General features: G+C 39.3%; 12 protein-coding genes. 9 read left to right on the top strand and 3 right to left on the bottom strand.

All coding sequences use genetic code 11. The features are described 5' to 3' along the window. The first annotated feature begins 49 nt into the window (after positions 1 to 49). The 5 genes from groL to SporoP33_RS06985 all read left to right on the top strand — a co-directional run bounded on the left by groL (position 50) and on the right by SporoP33_RS06985 (position 11,092). Positions 50 to 1,687, top strand: a complete 1,638-nt coding sequence (gene groL, locus SporoP33_RS07005; RefSeq protein WP_081243060.1) for a chaperonin GroEL — start codon at positions 50 to 52, stop codon at positions 1,685 to 1,687. 878 nt (positions 1,688 to 2,565) lie between these two features. Continuing rightward, positions 2,566 to 5,133: a type I restriction-modification system subunit M gene (locus SporoP33_RS07000; protein WP_081243059.1), complete on the top strand. Its 2,568-nt coding sequence runs from the start codon at positions 2,566 to 2,568 to the stop codon at positions 5,131 to 5,133. Continuing rightward, complete coding sequence (locus tag SporoP33_RS16235; RefSeq protein ID WP_196796885.1) at positions 5,130 to 6,353, top strand: restriction endonuclease subunit S; 1,224 nt, start codon at positions 5,130 to 5,132, stop codon at positions 6,351 to 6,353. Before SporoP33_RS07000 ends, SporoP33_RS16235 begins: the two co-directional genes overlap by 4 nt. 12 nt (positions 6,354 to 6,365) lie before the next feature. Then, positions 6,366 to 9,452: a type I restriction endonuclease subunit R gene (locus SporoP33_RS06990; RefSeq protein WP_081243058.1), complete on the top strand. Its 3,087-nt coding sequence runs from the start codon at positions 6,366 to 6,368 to the stop codon at positions 9,450 to 9,452. 281 nt (positions 9,453 to 9,733) lie between these two features. After that, the gene (locus tag SporoP33_RS06985) at positions 9,734 to 11,092 is read left to right on the top strand and encodes an IS1182 family transposase (protein ID WP_081243057.1); all 1,359 of its coding nucleotides are present in this window, start codon (positions 9,734 to 9,736) and stop codon (positions 11,090 to 11,092) included. Positions 11,093 to 11,358: 266 nt separating this feature from the next. Here the strand turns inward: SporoP33_RS06985 and SporoP33_RS06980 are convergent, their stop codons facing one another. Next, entirely contained in the window at positions 11,359 to 14,304 is a 2,946-nt protein-coding gene (locus SporoP33_RS06980) for an SIR2 family protein (RefSeq protein WP_196796884.1), read from the bottom strand. Between the two features lie 286 nt (positions 14,305 to 14,590). On the opposite strand from SporoP33_RS06980, the gene SporoP33_RS16315 reads away from it, so the two are divergent. Together SporoP33_RS16315 and SporoP33_RS16310 are read left to right on the top strand one after the other, a co-directional pair. Further along, complete coding sequence (locus SporoP33_RS16315; RefSeq protein ID WP_231293315.1) at positions 14,591 to 14,857, top strand: hypothetical protein; 267 nt, start codon at positions 14,591 to 14,593, stop codon at positions 14,855 to 14,857. A 59-nt stretch (positions 14,858 to 14,916) separates the two neighbouring features. After that, on the top strand, positions 14,917 to 15,489 hold the full coding sequence (locus tag SporoP33_RS16310) for a tyrosine-type recombinase/integrase (protein ID WP_231293314.1): 573 nt from the start codon (positions 14,917 to 14,919) through the stop codon (positions 15,487 to 15,489). Between the two features lie 128 nt (positions 15,490 to 15,617). On the opposite strand, the gene SporoP33_RS06970 is transcribed toward SporoP33_RS16310, so the two are convergent. Beyond that, entirely contained in the window at positions 15,618 to 16,235 is a 618-nt protein-coding gene (locus SporoP33_RS06970; RefSeq protein ID WP_081243055.1) for a recombinase family protein, read from the bottom strand. A 399-nt stretch (positions 16,236 to 16,634) separates the two neighbouring features. Between SporoP33_RS06970 and SporoP33_RS06965 the strand changes: the two genes are divergently transcribed. Continuing rightward, a complete protein-coding gene (locus SporoP33_RS06965; protein WP_081243054.1) occupies positions 16,635 to 17,558 on the top strand; it encodes a restriction endonuclease in 924 nt (307 codons plus the stop codon). Between the two features lie 338 nt (positions 17,559 to 17,896). Then, a complete protein-coding gene (locus tag SporoP33_RS06960; RefSeq protein WP_081243053.1) occupies positions 17,897 to 19,390 on the top strand; it encodes an S-layer homology domain-containing protein in 1,494 nt (497 codons plus the stop codon). A 154-nt stretch (positions 19,391 to 19,544) separates the two neighbouring features. Here the strand turns inward: SporoP33_RS06960 and SporoP33_RS06955 are convergent, their stop codons facing one another. Then, positions 19,545 to 20,879, bottom strand: a complete 1,335-nt coding sequence (locus SporoP33_RS06955; protein WP_196796882.1) for an LLM class flavin-dependent oxidoreductase — start codon at positions 20,877 to 20,879, stop codon at positions 19,545 to 19,547. Positions 20,880 to 20,946: the final 67 nt, after the last annotated feature.

The raw sequence follows: 20,946 nt of genomic DNA, 5'->3' as shown, positions 1-20,946 counted from the left end.
TATGTAAGACCATCATACAAAACGAAAATTCTGGAGGGAATCATTTACAATGGCTAAAGAACTTAAATTTAACGAAGAAGCACGTACCGCAATGCTGCGCGGTGTAGATACACTAGCTGACGCTGTAAAAGTAACACTCGGACCAAAAGGCCGTAACGTCGTACTCGAGCGTAAATTTGGCTCACCGCTTATCACAAATGACGGTGTGACAATCGCAAAAGAAATCGAATTGGAAGATGCATTTGAAAACATGGGCGCGAAGCTTGTAGCAGAAGTAGCATCCAAGACGAACGAAATCGCAGGGGACGGAACAACAACTGCAACAGTCCTTGCACAGGCGATGATCCGTGAAGGCTTGAAAAACGTTACTGCGGGCGCAAACCCTGTCGGCATCCGTAAAGGAATCGAACAAGCAGTAATTTCTGCAGTTGAAGGTCTTCAAAGCGTGTCTGATGAAATCGAAAGCAGACAGGAAATCGCACAAGTTGCTTCTATCTCTTCAGGAGACGAAGAAGTCGGCGATTTGATTTCACAGGCTATGGAGCGCGTAGGCAACGATGGCGTGATTACAATTGAAGAATCTAAAGGCTTCGTTACAGAGTTGGATGTAGTAGAAGGTATGCAATTCGACCGCGGCTACGCATCTGCTTACATGGCAACTGACACAGACAAAATGGAAGCAGTACTTGAAAATCCATATGTCTTGATTACTGATAAGAAAATCAACAATATCCAGGAAATCCTTCCAGTGCTTGAGCAAGTTGTTCAGCAAGGCAAACCATTGTTGATCATCGCTGAAGATGTAGAAGGGGAAGCATTGGCTACATTGGTTGTCAACAAGCTTCGCGGTACATTCAATGCAGTAGCAGTAAAAGCGCCAGGCTTCGGCGATCGCCGTAAAGCAATGCTCGAAGATATTGCAATTCTGACTGGCGGCCAAGTAATTACAGAAGATCTTGGACTTGATCTGAAATCTGCTGACCTTACATCACTTGGACGCGCTGCGAAAATCGTAGTAACGAAAGACCACACGACAATTGTAGAAGGAAGCGGCGATGCGAATGCAATCGAATCACGCGTTGGGCAGATCCGTTCACAGTTGGAAGAGACTACTTCTGAATTCGACAAAGAGAAATTGCAGGAGCGCTTGGCGAAATTGGCTGGCGGCGTAGCAGTGATCAAAGTCGGAGCAGCAACTGAAACTGAACTGAAAGAGCGCAAACTTCGCATCGAAGACGCATTGAACTCTACACGTGCAGCAGTTGAAGAAGGAATCGTATCCGGTGGCGGTACGGCACTGGTTAATGTATACAAGCAAGTAGAAACATTATTGGAATCTACTGAAGGCGACGTAGCAACAGGCATCAAGATTGTACTTCGTGCACTCGAAGAGCCAGTACGTCAAATCGCAACAAACGCGGGCCTTGAAGGTTCTATCGTAGTAGACCGTCTGAAGCGCGAAGAAGTCGGCGTCGGCTTTAACGCAGCAGAAGGCACATGGGTCAACATGGTAGAAGCAGGAATCGTGGATCCAACAAAAGTAACACGTTCTGCACTGCAAAACGCAGCATCTGTAGCGGCTATGTTCCTGACTACTGAAGCTGTAGTAGCAGACCTGCCAGAACCAGCAGGCGTCGGCGGAATGCCTGACATGGGCGGTATGGGTGGAATGGGCGGCATGATGTAAGTCAAGCCGTTCTAACTATAAAGCGTCAACTCCAATTATGGGGTTGGCGTTTTTTTTGTCGAGAATTTCAGTTTGAAAGAAAGTATTTAACATGAATGTTCAAACATGGGTTTTTACTAAACCAACCATGAAAGTTTCGCGTATAGGTACTTTTTATGTATGTATTAAAGTTAATACAGTCAGGACTTTTTCGATTTATGATATGTTCATGTATAACTTTTTTGGTATGTGCGGCGTAGGTTAGAGCGGCAGAAAAACTGGTGTCACATTACGTTACATGACAGACTAGCCGTAATCTAGTGTTTCGATATTATTGGGAGGATATAAGTTGTCACACAGATGTGAGGATATATCGTTATCTTATCATTAACCCGTGGCGCTATTGAAAAGCATGATCCATCATAAATATCGAGCTCTGCTTGATTCGATAGGGAAAGTGAGGACAGATTTCCCTTATGTTCTTCTAGATATTATTTGTGATAAAGTACGATATAAAGATAAAAGTGTTTACTACTTCGCATCTTCTAGGTAATTAAAGTAAAAAACGTCTGCATATTTAATTGTTATTGTTATACTTGTTATGTTAATTAGATTAAAATTCACTAAGAAAAGTATTTAACAAACTTGTCAGAGGTAAGGACATTATTGAACGTCAAAATGATTGCGGCTATATTAGATTTATCAATTGTGCGTCTCAAAAGTCGTAGCCATTTTGATTGGGATTTAGTGTTCGAATTATTGGTTTAGACAATAGAGGATTGTCTGTAATTACTCTATTGTTTGGATTTTTCATTAGACTGCTATAATAGAAAAGAGATTGCTGAATAATATTGATACGTTACATAAAACATATTAGAAAAGTTAATGGGGGATACAAAGTGATTACATCAGAAGAAATCAAAAGAAGACTATGGGACGGTGCCAATGAGTTACGTGGCTCAATGGATGCCAGTCGATACAAAGATTATATGTTGGGGTTAATGTTCTACAAGTTTCTCAGTGATAAAACGATCGATACATTTAAAACAGCAAGCGGCATGAAACAGCACTCTGAACAAGAAGTGATTGACGCGTATCGTGAAAGCTACGCACAACATCCCGAACCTCTTGTCGAAATGATGTCGAATGTTCTTGGTTACTACGTCTTACCAGAACACTTATACCAAACATGGATTTCAGATATTCGTTCGGGAGAATTTGAAGTTCAAAAAGTTACAGATAGCTTGAATCATTTTGAACGAACAATTGCCGTGACAGGCGATTCAGATGATTTTAAGGGATTATTCTCAAGTTCTACACTGGACCTCACAGATACTGCATTAGGTAGTAACTTAAATGAACGTAGTAAAAATATAAAAGAACTCGTATTACTCTTTGCTGATCTTAATATGGTTGCTTTGCAAAAAGGTGACGTATTAGGAGATGCGTATGAATATTTAATTGGACAATTTGCAATGGAGTCTGGAAAGAAAGCTGGAGAATTCTATACACCATCCCAAGTGAGTGAAGTCATGGCGCAAATCGTTGCGAGAACGAAGTCAATCGAAACAATCTATGACCCGACAGTCGGTTCAGGCTCACTTCTTTTAACTGTGAGTAAGTATTTATCAGAAGATGAGAAGAAAAGCTTAGCTTATTACGGACAAGAGAAAAATACAGCAACTTATAACTTAACGAGAATGAACTTGCTTCTTCACGGTGTACGTCCAGAAAAAATGACCATCAATAATGGCGACACACTTGCGGAAGACTGGCCAGAAGATCCACAACGTCCAAACGAAGGGGTACAATTTGATGCGGTCGTGATGAATCCACCATACTCAGCGAAGAACTGGAATAAATCAAATTTAAAAGTGAGCGATCCACGTTTTGAAGTTGCAGGTGTGTTACCACCGGATTCAAAGGGAGACTATGCGTTTCTTTTACATGGCTTATTCCATTTAGGACAACAGGGCACGATGGCGATTGTCTTACCACATGGTGTGTTATTTAGAGGTGGAGCAGAAGGAGAAATACGCAAACGCTTACTAGAAAAGAATTATATTGATACCATCATCGGTCTTCCAGATAAACTGTTTACGAATACAGGAATACCAGTAACTGTCCTTATTTTGAAGAAAGGTCGTCCACTTGGCACTCCTGTATTACTAATCGACGCTTCTAAAACGTTTGTGAAAGAAGGAAAGCAAAATGTTCTACAAGAAAAAGACATTGCAAGAATTGTCGATACATACGCGACGCGCAATGAAGAAGCTGGCTATAGTCACTTGGCTACAAGAGATGAAATAATTAAAAATGAATACAACTTAAATATTCCTAGATACATTGAATCGGTTGAGGAAGAAATTCCGCAAGACGTAGATGCTCATCTTTACGGAGGTATCCCATATGCCAACATTGCAGAGTTAAAAGTACTACAAGAATCTGTGCCAACAATAATCAAGCAGGCATTGAAAGAAGTGCGTAGTGGATACGTAGAACTCACAGAATCTATAAATGACTTAACGAAAAAAGTATTGACGGATGACCATGTCGTTCAGAAATCAAAAGCAGTCGAACAACAATTGAAAGCGTATATGGACAAGTATTGGCCATTATTGAAAACGATCGATGATGTAAATGCTATCCCTGAACTACGTGATTCAATGTTAGTAGAAATAAAAGAGCTGTTATTAGCCTTTAACCATATTGATGAATACGATGGCTATCAGATCATTGCGGAAATCTGGAAAGACACGCTAACAGATGACACTGAGATTATCTCCCTGACGGACTTCTATACGGCTGGTCGTACACGCGTGCCGTTAATGGTCACGAAAGGATCTGGGAAAACAAAGCGAGAAGAGCAAGATGGTTGGATAGGCAGTATCATTCCGACTGAATTAATGGTGAAACATCTATTCGCTGAAGAAGTTTCTATTATAGAAGAAAAAGAATCAAGACTTTCTGAAATTGATGCTGAATTAGCTGAATTAGTCGAAGCAGCCAAGGTGGAAGAAAGTAATGAAGAAGTCGCTTTAAGCGAAGCATTGAACGACAAAGAAGATGCTTTCACAATAGGAGCGATCCGCTCACTATTAAAAGAATCAGATAAAGGAAGTACAGACCACACCTTATTGAAAAAAGCAGAAAGCTTGCTAAATGAAAAGACAACGCTAAATCGTGATGTGAAGAAATTAAATCAAGAATTAAAAGAAGCAACAGAAAAACGCATCGAAACGTTGACGTGTGAGGAAATTGATGAGCTAATGCATGAAAAATGGTTCGGTTCACTCGTTTCTAACATTATGCGATTAATTGAAAATCCTTTAACTGAAGAACTAACGGTACTAGAAGAATTACAAAACCGTTATTCTGACACGTTAGCTACATTGGAGGAAGAAAGTAAGCAATTAAAGCAAGGACTGGAAGAAATGATGCAGCAATTGGTGGTGAATGAATCATGAAAAGAGTAATTCCTGAAAAAAGATTTAAAGAGTTTAAGGATGATTGGTCAGAAGAATATTTATATATGGTTCTTGACTTGTTAAAGGATGGTACTCATGGTACTCATATAAACGTTGAAGAAGGAATTTATTTATTAAGTGCAAAAAACATTAAAAATGGACGAATTAATATAGACAAAACTGATAGGAAGATTTCTGTAGATGAATACAATAAAATCCATCGTAATTTCGAATTAAAAGATGGAGATATCCTACTGACGGTTGTTGGATCAATTGGAGAAGCAGCTGTGTTAAAAATAAATAAAAAAGAGTTTACATTCCAACGAAGTGTTGCATATCTAAGACCGAAAAAAGAAATTGAATCTGAGTTTTTATATACTACGGTCAACAGTAATTATTTTCAAAGGGAATTAAAAAATAGACAAGTTGTATCTGCTCAACCAGGAATATATCTCGGCGATTTATCTGAGATACCAATATACTTTCCAACATTAAAAGAACAACAAAAAATCGGCAACTTTTTCAAGCACTTAGATCAAATGATTTCGCTCGAACAGCGCAAGTTAGAAAAAACAAAAGCTTTGAAATCTGCTTATCTTACTGAGATGTTCCCTTCTGAAGGAGAGCGAGTTCCGAAAAGGAGGTTTGCAGGATTTACGGATGAATGGGAACAAACTAAATTGTCCACATTAACTACTTATAAAAATGGTAGAGGTCATGAAGATAGACAATCGAAATCAGGAAAGTACGAATTGATTAATTTAAACTCTATTTCAATAGATGGAGGTTTTAAGCCGTCTGGTAAATTTATTGATGAATCAAACGAATTACTTGTAAAAGATGATTTGGTTATGATTTTGAGTGATGTTGGCTATGGAGATTTATTAGGAAGAGTAGCATTAATACCAGAAAGTAATAAATTTGTTCTTAATCAAAGAGTAGCATTATTGAGGCCTAATAAAAACGTGAATCCGTTATTTTTGTTCTCATATATTAATAAGCATCAAAGGTATTTCAAATTTAAAGGTGCTGGTATGTCCCAACTTAATATTTCAAAGAATGTTGTAGAAGATTTCCAATTGCTTATACCAAATTTAAATGAACAAAAATTAATTGGGAAATTATTCAAAACGGTAGACGACGGGATTGTTAACCAACAACAAAAATTAAATAAACTAAAAGCAATGAAACAAGCGTATTTAGAGGAAATGTTTGTCTAAGGGGGTATTCTCATGAGCAATGCACCAAAGAATGTTTCAGAAGCAAACTTTCAAGATTGTTTTGTGGAGAAGTTACAACGCTTCAAATGGAAATCACCTGAAGAACTCGATGGGACAAAACGAAAAGTAACGACAGACGATTTAATCAATCATTGGCGTAGCGAACTGAATCGGATCAACGTCGATCAATTGGAAAGTGTTCCGCTAACAGATAATGAGTTTAATCAAGTGATGGCACAAGTAAATCAAATTGCCAATAGTTTTGAAGCAGCAAAACTATTAGCGATGGAAGGATCTAAAGGAAAGATTGATGGCATTCACCGAGATCCGAATCCACGTGTGACGAGAGAACAAATCACGCTAACCATTTTTAAAAAAGCGCAAGTGAGTGGTGGAGATTCTAGTTATACAATCGCAAGAGAAGTTACGACACCAAAAGGTAATCGCTTTGATCTTGTTTTACTCATTAACGGCTTACCACTAATTAATATTGAACAAAAACGAGCGGATAAAACCTTTGATGAAGCGTATAGCCAGTTCAAACGGTACTACCAAGACGGGGAGTATACGCTGAATTTCATGGCGTTTTCACAAATGATGGTCGTGACTTCTGAAGTTGCGACGCGTTATTTTGCGACGCCTAAAACGGTGCATGATTTCAACCCAAGTTTCCTCTTCCACTGGGCAGATAAAGACAATATCCCTGTGAACAACTGGGAAGAAGTCATTAACCAATTTTTAATGATTCCAATGGCGCATCAAATGGTCGGGGATTATTTAGTGATTGATGAAGCAAGAGAAGAAGACAATCGTCGTCATATGCTCATGCGTTCCTATCAAGTACATGCCTTACAAGCAGTTGAAGCTGCAGCGTTTGGATGGGATAATGAGGACCGTATACCGCACGGTGGCTTTGTATGGCATACGACAGGTTCAGGAAAAACGATTACGAGTTTTAAAACGGCTCTCTTTCTTTCTACGCGAGCAGGCTTTGATAAAGTGGTCTTCCTCGTAGATCGGCGTGAATTAGACAGTCGTACGAGTGAGAACTTCAAAGCCTATGCAGCGTATGAATCCGTTTCTGTAGATGATACAAAGTATACATATGAGTTGCGTAAAATCTTGCATTCACCGAATAACGGCATTGTTGTAACGACGACCTATAAACTAAGTAATTTAGTGAAAGATTTGATGGAAGCAAACGATACACGTCTCGCTGATAAGCGTATCGTCTTTATTATTGATGAAGCGCATCGTACAACGATGGGTCAAATGATGGGAACAATTAAACAGTATTTTAGAAACAATAGTTTATTCTTCGGTTATACAGGTACTCCTTTGTTTGATGAAAACCAAGCGAAGGGAAAGATCAACGAAAAAAGTGAACTGATTGATACAACAGAAAAGCTATTTGGTCCACTCATTCACCAGTATACGATTGAGGAAGCAATTGCAGATAGAAACGTACTCGGCTTTCACGTCGATTATATTAATACCGGTGAGTTTAAAAGTTACGAAGAGTTAAGAGAACAACTGGTTGAAAGGCTTCAGATTCAGCTGCCAAATGCAGTGGTAAAGGTTTTAGAAAGAGATATACAACAACTATCAGACTTAGAAGTTGAAAAAGCTGCGAAAAAAGAAGGTCTACTCGTGTACCATGATGAGACACATATTCCACGAGTTGTCGAAGAAATATTAACGCAGTGGGACGCACAGTCTCAAAATCGAGAATTTAATGCTATTCTAACGGTTGCGTATAAAAAACGTGTGCTTGCTTATTTCGAAGAATTTAAAAAGCAAATGGCCGAAAGAGATATTCAACTAAATATAGCTATGACATTTAGTTTTGGCAGTGAGAATGAGTCGGAACGTGTAGACCCTGTCGTCATTGAAAATATGTTCAAGGAATACGGAGGATTTACTGGAATTGAGTTCGTTGCAGGGGATAAAAAGCGCGGGGAAGAAGCCTACTTTGAGGACATGATTGAACGTGCGACAAGAGGGGGAAGTGGACGTAACCCTAAAAATATAGACCTGGTCATCGTAGCCGATCAATTACTAACAGGATATGACTCTAAGTTACTCAATACACTTTATGTGGACCGTTCACTCGAATTACATGGATTGATTCAAGCGTACTCCCGAACGAATCGTATCTATGGTTCAACGAAAGAATTCGGAACGGTGATTAATTTCCAATATCCAAAAATCACTGAAGAAATGGTCAACATTGCCTTAAAACTCTACGGTAGTGGGGGAACGAGTAGTAGAGCAATTGTTGAGCCCTACCAAACAGCAGTCAAGAGGTTAAATCTCGCATTTATCGACATGATGAATACGTTACCTGATCCGACGGACTGGCAATCCATTGAACCGTATGAAGAGCATAAGAAACAGTTCATACAAGTGTACAAAGAAGCTGCAACACAATTTAACTTAGTCGAGCAGTATTATGAGTATGCGTGGGATGAAACAGCATTCGGAATAGACGAACGTACGTGGCTTCAATATACCGGTGCGTACCGTAACTTAACCTTTGAAGAAGGAGAAGAGTTACCAGGTGATGTAGCTCCGGCTTTAGTCGGCAGAACTAAACTTGCAGGTTCACAAATTATAGACGCCAACCATATCTTGAACCTCATTGGCTCTAAAACAACTTCGACGAATGGTATTCAAACGGTCGATGCAGAAACGTTACGTATCATCCATCAAGAGATCGAAGAGTTGAGTAACTTCGGTGAACATGAACAAGCTACATTACTAAAGGAGTTTGTAGTGGAAGAATTACAAACCGGAAACGTATCTAGTAATATTAACTTCGATCAGGCGTTTGAGGATTGGAAAAATGATAAGAAGAGAGAATTGATTTATGAAGTGGCTGATGAGTGGGGCATAAACGGTAAAGTGTTTGAAAAGTCAATTGATGCTTATTCAACGACTTCACCTCAAGATATTCCGTTCATAGATGACTTGATCGGTAGTTTGGATTTTGATGCAGCAACGATAAAGCAAGGGCCTAATCAACTTATGCATAACTTTGCATTGACGCCATATCTTGTGAAGGTTATTCCACAAATTAAATCGAAGTTTAAGTCATAAGATGAAACATCAAAACGCTCACTACAAAATAGTGAGCTTCAGACTGTAGACAAACTCCGGAAATTTGGGGTTTGCCTACAGTCTTTTTTCTTTTACAATAGAGTAAACGCCAGGAAAAGTTGATTTCCGCTGCGGATGGACGCTTTCCGCGGGCACGGCCTCAGCCGCTTCCCTCGCTACGCTCAGTCCAGGGTCTTCGGCTCGTGCTGTTCCCGCAGGAGTCGCCATCCTCCGCTCCAATCAACTGGATACCTGTTGAACATTTATTTGAGGTGATGGACATGATGACGAAGAACCAGATTAATGAACGCGAACAGTTGGAGATGCTCACGATTGAGCAGTTGGTGCCGCAAGATCATTTAGTGCGGAAACTGGACGCGACAATCGACTTTTCGTTTATCTATCCACTCGTCGAGGATTTGTATTCACCCATCGGTCGTCCCAGTATCGATCCTGTGGTCTTAATCAAGATGACATTCATCCAATATACCTTCGGCATCCGCTCCATGCGGCAGACCATTAAAGAAATCGAAACGAACGTGGCATACCGCTGGTTCCTTGGCTTCGGTTTTCATACCGAAGTTCCCCATTTCTCCACGTTCGGAAAAAACTATATTCGCCGATTCGCAGAGACGGATTTGTTTGAACAGATTTTCTACCGGGTCTTGAAAGTAGTAGCTGATAGAGGGTTATTGAGCCCCGACCACGTCTTCATCGATTCTACTCACGTAAAGGCAAGCGCAAATAAGCGGAAGTTCCAAAAGAAAGTCGTTCGGAAAGAGACCAAAGCGTATGAAAAGAAACTGCAGGAAGAATTGAATATCGACCGCGTGGAAAATGGGAAGAAGCCATTTCCGCCGGAGAAGTTTGAGAAGGAAGAGTACAAGGAGATCAAGGAATCCACGACGGACCCGGAAAGCGGCTACTATGTAAAAGATGAACGGACCAAGCAATTCGCTTATTCCTTCCATGCAGCTACAGACGAGAAAGGATTCGTGCTGGCAAACATCGTGACGCCAGGTAATATCCACGATAGTCAGCTGCTTGAGCCATTGGTAGAAAAAATTATTGATCAAGTCGGAAGACCGGTTGCCGTTGCTGCCGACGCTGCCTACAAGACACCAGCTATCGCGAATTACCTGTTGGAAAATCAGATGCTTCCCGTTCTTCCGTACAAGCGGCCAATGACGAAGAAAGAGTTCTTCAAGAAAAGTGAGTACGTCTATGATGAATACCATGATTGCTATCTCTGTCCGGAAGGGCAGATCTTGAACTACCGCACCACCACGAAAGAAGGGTATCGACAGTATGTCTCTGAACCTGCCATCTGTGCAGCCTGCCCGGTCATCGACCAGTGTACGCACAGTCAGAATCGTCAGAAGATGATCCAGCGACACATCTGGCAAGACCACTTGGATATAGCGGAAGATTTAAGGCATCATCATGAAATCAAAGAAATCTACGGCAAGCGTAAAGAAACGATCGAGCGTGTATTTGCCGATGCCAAAGAAAAGCATGGCATGCGATGGACTACCCAACGAGGGTTGAAAAAATTGTCCATGCAGGCGATGCTAACTTTTGCTGCCATGAATTTGAAGAAGTTGGCCAATTGGACATGGAATACGCCAATCACGGCGTAAACCAGAGGAGTATCCGAGCCCAAGTCGGGATTATTTCTCTGATTTTAGTGCCAAAATGGAAAAAGGGTTGGAAATCGTGACGATTTCCAACCCTTTTGTCTACAGTCTGACGCTCACTACAAAATAGTGAGCGTTTTATTATACAACATAATAGCAGTTATAGTGCATAAGTGACGTACTAGACCAATATACAATTTAGGATAGTTTCCGAATTGTGCGTGGTGATCCAGGAACCGATTAGTGAAAGATAAAGTGAGCTTTTTTAATTACATAAAGTACTCGACAAAGATTTCGAAATAACGTTTATCATTAGAAAACTTAATTCTGTCTTTCAATATTTCAATTAAATGATCTTTCATATGCTCGTTGGCACTAATTTTTTCTAGAAGAGGTTTTGAATAGGTTTTTAACCAAGAAGGGATAAACTCATCATAATCAAAATTTTGAGGATCAATAAAGAAATCATATTCTGGTTCAATTCCAATATATTCTCGCATTTTAGAGCTTGTTAATTCATCCATAAAGTACCAAATCGCGAATTGAGTGATATAGCTATTAGAAGGAAACGATTTCAGTTTTATTTCTTGAGAAGAAATTTTTAACTTTTGTTGTTCTAAGTAGTCTAAGATAAGATCTTGATGTTCGGAAACATCTTCTACAATACCAACTTTCACACTATCCATAACCCCGTCAATACCATTTAAATCTTTCGATTGCAAAATGTGGCTTTTAGCTGCTGGCGTTAAAACAAGATAGAGGGAAAAAAGGAAGTTAACTTGATTTTTCTTCTCTTTTGAAAGGCGCAATGCATAGTTCGATAAGTGATCAGAAATAAAATTCTCATCAAAATGAAGTAGTAAACTGATAAAGTCTTTTGATCTAAAGCCATTTGAGGATTGTTCTGAAAAATTCTCGTCTGCATATTTCCCGACTTGCAACACGAGAAAACTTTCAATTACAGAAATCGCTTCTTTAGATAGACCACTGCCTAATGTAAGTCTTTCAATCCATCGATAGCGTAGTCCGACATCTAACTCTCTTTCTGGAAAATAAAATAGTAGCATGTTAATAATTTTTAATAAACCTTTATCAGAAATTTTTATATGCTTAGCAAAGTAGAATGCTACTTTTGCTTCTTGAATGAACAAACTGTAGTGTACGATATTCATTTCATCTTTCGAAAACTGTTTTATTATTTTATCTGTTATTCGGAGCAAGTAGTCTTCTATTAACTTATGATCTTGAAACTCAACAAGTTCCATACTGCAACTTCTTTCAATATGTTTTACATCGTCTAGTTTGAATGATTTTGCTATGTTAACAAAGTCGAAATAATCTATATAAAAGGATGAGTTTCCTGATGACCACATCAGGCTCAATTCGTCCTTTGGCCGATTACGTTCAAACTCATTTTTTTCGAATTGAAGAATAAGCGAGTTACGCATGTACTGAGTGAACTCTTGAAAAGAGTGTACCCATAAGTAATTATCGTAAAGAAAGCGCAAGTTGTCATTCAAACGAAGTTGCGTCTCTTGTATACTAGTTAAACCGAAGGAATGCGATTCTTTGCTGATTGCAGCTCGTACTTTATTAGTTAACTCAAAGAGTTTCACTATATCTTTATATAAAAATTCGTTATCACTAAGGAATTCCAATATTTTATATTTTTTTTGGAATTCAAAAGGCATACTTTTGTAGACCTCATCAATATCAAAATTCTTAATTTCCCGTTCAATACGATTTAAAAAGTTTTTAGAAAATGGTTCGAATCTTATACCATAAGCTAAGAATCCTATAGATTCTAGTTGTTTGTCCATTTGAACTATAGATTGGTATATCCAAAATCTGTTTATTTGTGAAAGGTAATGAATCCACCAATTTGATTCTTCGATTGATTGCAGAAGAAGCTTAGAATATAAGTTGTATGCTTCTTCCCACTTCCCGATTGACGCTAAAATGAATGCTTTTCTATAATTTTCTTCGAGGTCTTCGTTTTGAATAAGAAGAACTTTCTCTATTTCATCTGTATCCCAATGATATGCAGGATTACTAATGCCAAAAGGCTTCATTTCAATCTTTGCTTCTCTGTCCCCTGATAAATGATAAACATCATTTGCTTCAAAAAACTTTGAAATCTCATTGAATCGTGATTTTAAATGATCAGAAAAAACTCCCCCGACATTTTTTTTGAATTCAAAAAACTTTTCCATGTAACCAAATCCTTTATTTTTAAAAGGTGTTACAGTTCCATATACAGAAAAGTCGTAGTCTTTTTCGAAGACAAGGTTCAAATCGTTCTTACGAATAGCTTTCAGCTTAAATAAGGGTTGAAGTTTTTCATAAAGGTAGTTAATTGCATCGTCGTTAGTGGCTAGTAAATTATTGTCACGTGAATCAATCAATAAATCCATAACTGTGTTATAACGCACCGCATAGTCCGACTGAGCGGTCTCAGCTATTCCGGCTGCGTCTAAAATTCGCAACCCTTTTCTTTCATAATAAATTGCAATGTTTTCTTCGATGGGGGTAGGATCTGTTCGAATAAAGAAAGGTTTATTGTATCCCTCTTTTTGTAGCGCTTTGACCCAATTGAGTAATGAATTAATATTGTAGTCTCCTAAACCATATCCAATAAAAACGATTGTATGCGTAGCCATAATCGTTTTCATAAGATTACTGATTAGGGGACGATCTTGCTCGAAATTCATATAATCACTTTCCTTTAAAACTATGTGATCTCCTGTATATCCTCTTCTAAAATCACCATGCACTTTTAATAAATACTTTGGAGAAGTGGCACATGCTACGTCATCTTCTGCACTGATTAAGCTGAAATATTTGCCGCGTTTCCAGCAAGTTTTTTCAATTAAGTCATCATAGTTAGTTGTAATAATATGTGCTGGATTCATAGCTAGTATCTTGTCGTGAATAGGATTTGTCGGTCTATCTACTGAAAATGTTTCTTCAAGTATTTGATTATATGCTTCTTCCCCTTTTACATCATGGAAAATTTGAGGGATTCGTAGATATTCATCAGCTGAATATCTTTCTTTTTTCACTTTGCCGTAAAGTTCTAGGTGATACTTATCAACTAGCTTACTCCATTGAGGATAATCAGAAAGTGTAGAGACGCCAGCACCTACAAAAAACACAAGTTTTCCATTTCTTGAGGCATCGGTTAATTCTCGAACATATTGAAATAATTTATCCATGCAGAATCCACTCCTATATATAAGCATTACTTTCTATCAATAGAAATACTATACCATTTAAAATGTCTAACCTATAATTTCCCCTGGTTTATAAATAATTAAGTAGAATTATGTTTTAGATTAAAATTTAAGAAAGTGAATCAAAACGATCATTTATAAGAGACAGCGAAGAAGTCTCTAATTTTCTTCTCAGCCTTTTTTGTTTTGCCTCATAATTATTCTCAAGATCAATCTGTCAAAAATATTGACCAAGAATGATTTTGAAAAGAAGTGGGGAGGAAAAAGAATGTCAGATTTTAAATTAGCAAAGCACCAAGATACAATTGAGACCCAAAAACGTTACTACGACAGAAAAGTTGATATTGAAAATAAGATGGGGGAGATCCCAAGACAATATGAAGGGGATATTCGTAGGTTCAAAGAATATTGCACCAATACTAGCCAACTAATTGGAACAGAGGCGCTGCTCGATTATTTATATATATCATTGACCAAACAAAGAATAAAAAAACGACATGGGAACGTAGACTGGCAGCTATTAGAAAATACTTAAGTGTAATTCATTGTATAGAATACAAAGGAGAGGCTAGAGTTGCATACGAGCTTTCAGCGATGCGGAAAATGTATCGTGAAGATGAATATGCCCATTTAATTCAGGTTCGAGGAAAATCAGCCATTGATAAGAGAGAATTGTTGGATACTCTTAACAAGCTACCGATAAGAGCAAAAGCAATTTGTTTAGTTAATCTTGTAACCGCTAACCGACCTAATGAAATGGTTCGTTTAAAAATATCAGACTTTGATTTTAAAAACAGATCCGTTCATGTTTATTTGAAGAAACAAAAAAGATGGCATACTAAACGGCTTACACCAGAAGTTATTATCGCAATTGAAGATTATATACGTGAATACAATCTTAAAACAGACGATTACTTTGTAGGAAGAGTATATAAGAATGAACGCTATGAGAGCACAGTTATTAGTGAAATAGGTTATTGTAAAGCTCTGAAGCGGTGGACTGGGGGACTTACCGGATACAATTTCAGAAAAAGCCAGGTGGTAGCGATGCAAACAGCAGGTGCAGATTTACCAACTATCGCGCAACAAACAGGACATAAATCACTTGAAACTTTAGTTCAGCATTATCTAACGGTATCCGAGACAACTTTGGACAAATATTTATAGGTATATAAGAGAGATAAACTTGGGTACTATAAAACTGTTGAATTCCGAAACTTTAAAGCAGTGGTTGTAAGTATATAAAAAACCTCTTTTGCCATTCTTGGTAAAGGAGGTTTTAAGAGTTTCTTCTATTATAATCTGCTCGATGTTTCTTCTTCGAGTGTTTTCACCAATTTATAAAAGCTAGTCTTTTTAACTCCAGATTCCCTCATAGCTTCCACAGCTGTTATTTCTCCAGATTTCCATTTTCTGTAAACCTCTTTAAACTCTTCTGAAACAAAAACTTTAGGTCTTCCAAACTGAACCCCATTTTGCAACGCCAAATCGATTCCTTCACGTTGCCGTTTCCGGATGCGTTCTCGTTCCTCTTCAGCCATCCAGGAGAGGATCTGCAAAACTAAATCCGCGATAAAGGTTCCCATGCTGTCTTTATATTGCGTCGTATCAAGTAACGGCATATCCATGACAACAATATCGGCTTCGATGTTCTTCGTCAGGTCATTCCATTCATGCAGGATTTCTTCTTTGTTACGACCAAATCGATCCAGCGAATGGATATACAATACGTCACCTTTTCGGATAATCCGTTTAAGCAATTGATAGTTTACACGTTCAAAGTTCTTTCCGCTTTGCTTATCCAAATAAATATCGCGTTCATTAATATCTAACTTTTTCATAGCTTCTAATTGTCGACCTTCATTTTGATCTTTGCTGCTGACGCGTATGTAACCAAATTTGCGATGCTCCATAATTTACCTCGAAAAAGATTCTTTCCTTATATTATACCTGAAAATCGTTCGTATAAGTATGTGTAAATTAATGAACGTTCGCAAAGTGTTTTGATACATTTATGAGCATTCTTTTCGCTGTTTTTTAATCCATTTCAATCCGTTCGTTAAATTGTACTCTTACGAACGCTGATATTTGTAGTAATGTCGTGCGAAAATTAGTGCGAGGATTCAAACATTTTTGCTTGTTAAACCAATTTAAAAAATATCACGCATAGGTACTTTTTATTTTATGGCTATTCATTATTTAATTGTTACCAATCGAATTCATTGGTATGATGCGTATTGAAGATAATGTAAAAAAGCACATAGTACAACATTCTCGAATAACAAATTATAAATTAAAATTTGGAAAGGATGATGGAAGTGTCTATGCCAGGTTATCAAGAATTTATGTATCCATTTTTAAAGTGTTTAGCAGACCGCGAAGAGCATACATTACAGGAAATGTATCAAACATTGGCAGACCATTTTAATTTAAATGAAAAGGAAAAAGAGGCCATGTTGCCTAGTGGCAATCAATTAGTTTTTCATAATAGAATTGGCTGGGCGCGTACATATCTAAAAAAAGCAGGTTTGTTAGAAAATGTTCGTCGTGCCACTTTTGTCATTACGGAAGATGGTGAGAAAGTATTGTCGGATCCGTCAATAACGAAAATTGATAATAGATTTTTAATGCGCTATGAAACATTTAGAAAGTTTAAAAGTCCCAAAGAAGACCAAGGTGAGACAAGCTTAGACCCCGATGTAATTGATCCCGACAATGATAAGACCCCAAGAGAGATTCTTGAGGATAGTTATAAATTATTAAAAGAAGAAACAAAAGATGAATTGTTAGCGAAAATATTAGAATGTTCACCACTCTTTTTTGAACGCCTTGTTGTAAAACTTTTCGTTGCAATGGGTTATGGCGGTTCTGTGGAAGATGCTGGCAGAGCTATAGGTAAATCTGGGGATGAAGGTATAGATGGAATAATAAAGGAAGATACACTTGGTCTTGATATGATTTATATACAAGCAAAACGCTGGCAAAATTCTGTGCATCGTCCTGAAATTCAAAAATTCGTAGGCAGTCTAGAGGGGCAACGTGCAAAAAAAGGTATATTTATTACAACTTCCGAGTTTTCAAAGGGAGCAAGGGAATATATTCGTTTTATAGACAAGAAAATAGTGCTTATCGACGGAAGTCAATTAACGGATCTTATGTTTACGTACGACATAGGGGTTTCTAATCAAGAAACATACATAACAAAGCAAATAGATTTAGATTACTTTGAGCAATAATCCTGCGATACCTGTGAAATATAATACATATTTAATTGACTTGGCGGGGATACTTGTGTATGGGAAACTATCTAAGTTTAATACATCGGTATTCGCTATTAAAACCCTATTCTAGTTTTTAGTGTAAGTGCGACTCCTCCCAACGCCGCAAATTTTATTGCGATTTCACTTCAAGCGAGTCCTGTCTATCAAGGTAGGTTCAAAAAAGAAAACTACCCATAAAAAGAAAATGTAAAACTTTTGAAACTTTTCTCCATTTCTCCCGTCTGTACGCTGCCACATACAGACGGCAGCCTGCCTACAACTGGGGTGAGTTAGAGCAGAAGGGGAGAAATAACATGAAAAGAATACTTATGACCGTGCTCAGCGCATTGCTGATTGCATGCAGCTTGCCGCTATCAAGCGCGGCAGCAGACAAACAACTGTTCAAAGATGTGCCGCCTACGAAGCATTTCGCACAAGCGGTGAATGAGCTGGCGGAGCGTACTATTATTGGAGGATATCCGGATGGCACGTTCAAGCCAAGCCGTTCAATTACAAGAGGGCAGGCCGCGGCAATCATTGCGAAGATGATCAAGCTTGATATGGACAGTGTAAAGAATCCTCATTTTAAAGATGTGTCCACAGCGAACGGCTATTATAAAGCGATCGCTGCGATGGCGGAAAAAGGGATTATCGGCGGTTATGGGGACGGACGATACGGGCCGAATGATCCGATCAAACGAGGGCAGATGGCTTCCATTTTAGTGAAGGCGTTTGATTTGCCGCGTGACGGGGATATCAGCAATCCGTTCAAGGACGTTGCGCCGAATACATCCCATGCGGCCAATATTATGATTATTTACAAGCTGGGCATTACAACGGGAACGACGCCTTCCACATTTAGCCCGAATGCGGCGATTACGAGAGGGCAAGCCGCGAAGATGATAAAAGCGACGGAAGATGCAAGACCGTCAAATGTCGTAACGCTTGAACCAAGTGATTTTGGATGGGAATTGATCCAGTCCATTACGGACAATGAAATGAATTCTGGATTATTCAAAGCGGTCTTGATTAAAGGAAAAGAAGGTTATACGAAAGATAAAGTGCAGCTGATTCCGTTGAAGGAAGGGATAGGGGCGATCGTTTTCCACGGAAGTGCTTCCAAAACTGCGGATTTGGAACATGACAAGAATTATGTGCATGTCAAAAAAGAAGACGGCGAGCTGAAACTGACGCTGGAAGAGACGGAGGATGTGCTGCCGACGATAGCACGGTTAAGTATGTTCGGCGGGCCAGGACAACTCGATGATGTTCCGGGAGATGTACGGAATGTATCCCTGTCTGCGATGGACGGGAAGCTGATGAATGACAGCATGGCATTTAAAGTATGCGATAATTACTTCATCTGCATCGAGATTGACAAGCCGGGCGAATATATTGCCGCAGTCCGCTTTGCGGACGGGAAGGAAGTTCGTTACGGAATCGATGCCAAGGCTGCCGGAGACAAAATCTACTATACAATGCGCACGTTGAGGGAGCAACCGACATTTTCATATGGAGAAAACGATAAATACACTATAGGAAAGTACAGCATCTCGCCTGAAAATTATGAACAGATTGCGGATGTGACGAGAGAGCCGGGCACAAATATGTTCCACTTCACCGGCAAAAAGGCAGGGAAATTTGAGATTACGTACGAGCACCCGATACACCTAGACAGATATTGTGAAGGCCCCAATGACACAGGTGAATGTTTTATGCCTGTGTATACAGGCATATTTATACATGTGACACAAATTGGGTCGATCATCAATGTATGGGGTTCGGCAGCAGCAGAGCCGGATCATTAAGAATAGTCAGTGACAATGAAATCAAAAACGGTTCCGATCATGTAAAAAATGATTAGAACCGTTTTTTGAAATGGCAGGTGAATACTGTAATCATTGAAAGTACTAATTAATTAACCCAGTGGCGGAGTACTTGTGTGAATATTTCATAAAGCCCTTACACAAGCGATGCATTACAGGACGTATTGTGTTCTGCATAAGGCAACTCCAAGTTTTCCCGTAAGGTAGACCCTTCGTATTTTGTCCGGAAAATTCCGCGCTGCTGAAGGAGGGGAACTACTTTGTCAACAAATGCTTCAAGTTCGCTTGGCAAATTTGCGATGATCATGAAGCCGTCTGCTCCATTTTGTTCGTACCACTCTTCAACTAGACTGGCGACTTGCTCCGGGGTTCCCATGAACGGCGTGCGCGGTGTGGCTTCTCTTAAGGCTACTTGGCGCAAGGTTAAGTTTTGCCTGCGTGCATCGGACTTAATACGATCTGTATCGCTTCTGAAACTATTTTTTCCGATCGATCCCAGTTCAGGGAAAGGTTCGTCCAATGGATATTGAGAAAAGTCATGGTGCTCAAACAGACGGCCTAAAAAAGCGAGTGCCTGCTCAATTGTCACCAGCCCGGCGAGTTCCTGGAATTTTCGTTCCGCTTCCTCTGCCGTATCTCCAATAATCGGACTGATTCCTTGCAGCACCATCACATCATCGGGATTACGCCCAACGGCAGCTGTTTGCTCTTTTACGTCTCTGTAATATTGCTGCGCTTCTTCTAAATCAGGCATAATGGCGAAAACTGCGTCTGCTTCTTGTGCGGAAAACGCAATGCCTGCTTTTGAAGAGCCCGCCTGAAAAATTACTGGCTGCCCTTGCGGCGAACGTCCGATATTTAACGGTCCCTGTACGGAAAAGAACTCGCCTTCATAATTCAATGTATGCAATTTATTTGAATCGAAAAATTGCCCGGTCTGTTTATTGCGGATAAATGCATCATCTTCCCAGGAATTCCATAAGCCTTTCATGACTTTGACGAACTCGGCGGCCATCCGGTAACGCGCGGCGTGATCTGGATGATCGGAAACTTCTTTGCTGAAATTTAATGCCGTCTTTTCTAATCCTGACGTCACCGCATTCCATCCTGCGCGTCCGCCGCTCAGCATATCAAGTGAAGCAAACTGCCGTGCTGCAGAAAAAGGTTCGCTGTAAGTAGTCGATAACGTGCTGACTAATCCGATATTTGACGTCACCGCTGCTAGGGCAGACAGGATCGTCAGCGGTTCAAAACGATTCAGATAATGCGGATTTGATTTTTCATTAATGTACAGAGCATCTGCGATGAAAACAAAATCAAATTTCCCGCGTTCTGATGTTTGGGCCTGTTGTTTATAAAATTCAAAGCTTACACTTGCATCTGATGGCATAGCAGGATGCCGCCAGTCTGAAATCTTCTCCCCGACACCGTGGATCATCGTTCCTATTTTCAACTTCTTCCTCACATCCATCGCCCTCTCCCAAATCTTTTAAATGGTTATATCTCAACTATTCGTTATCTCAAATTATCCTGCGTGT

The sequence above is a fragment of the Sporosarcina sp. P33 genome (assembly GCF_002077155.1).
In the GTDB taxonomy this organism is placed as follows: Bacteria; Bacillota; Bacilli; order Bacillales_A; family Planococcaceae; genus Sporosarcina.
This window is presented reverse-complemented; position numbering and strand designations above follow the sequence as displayed.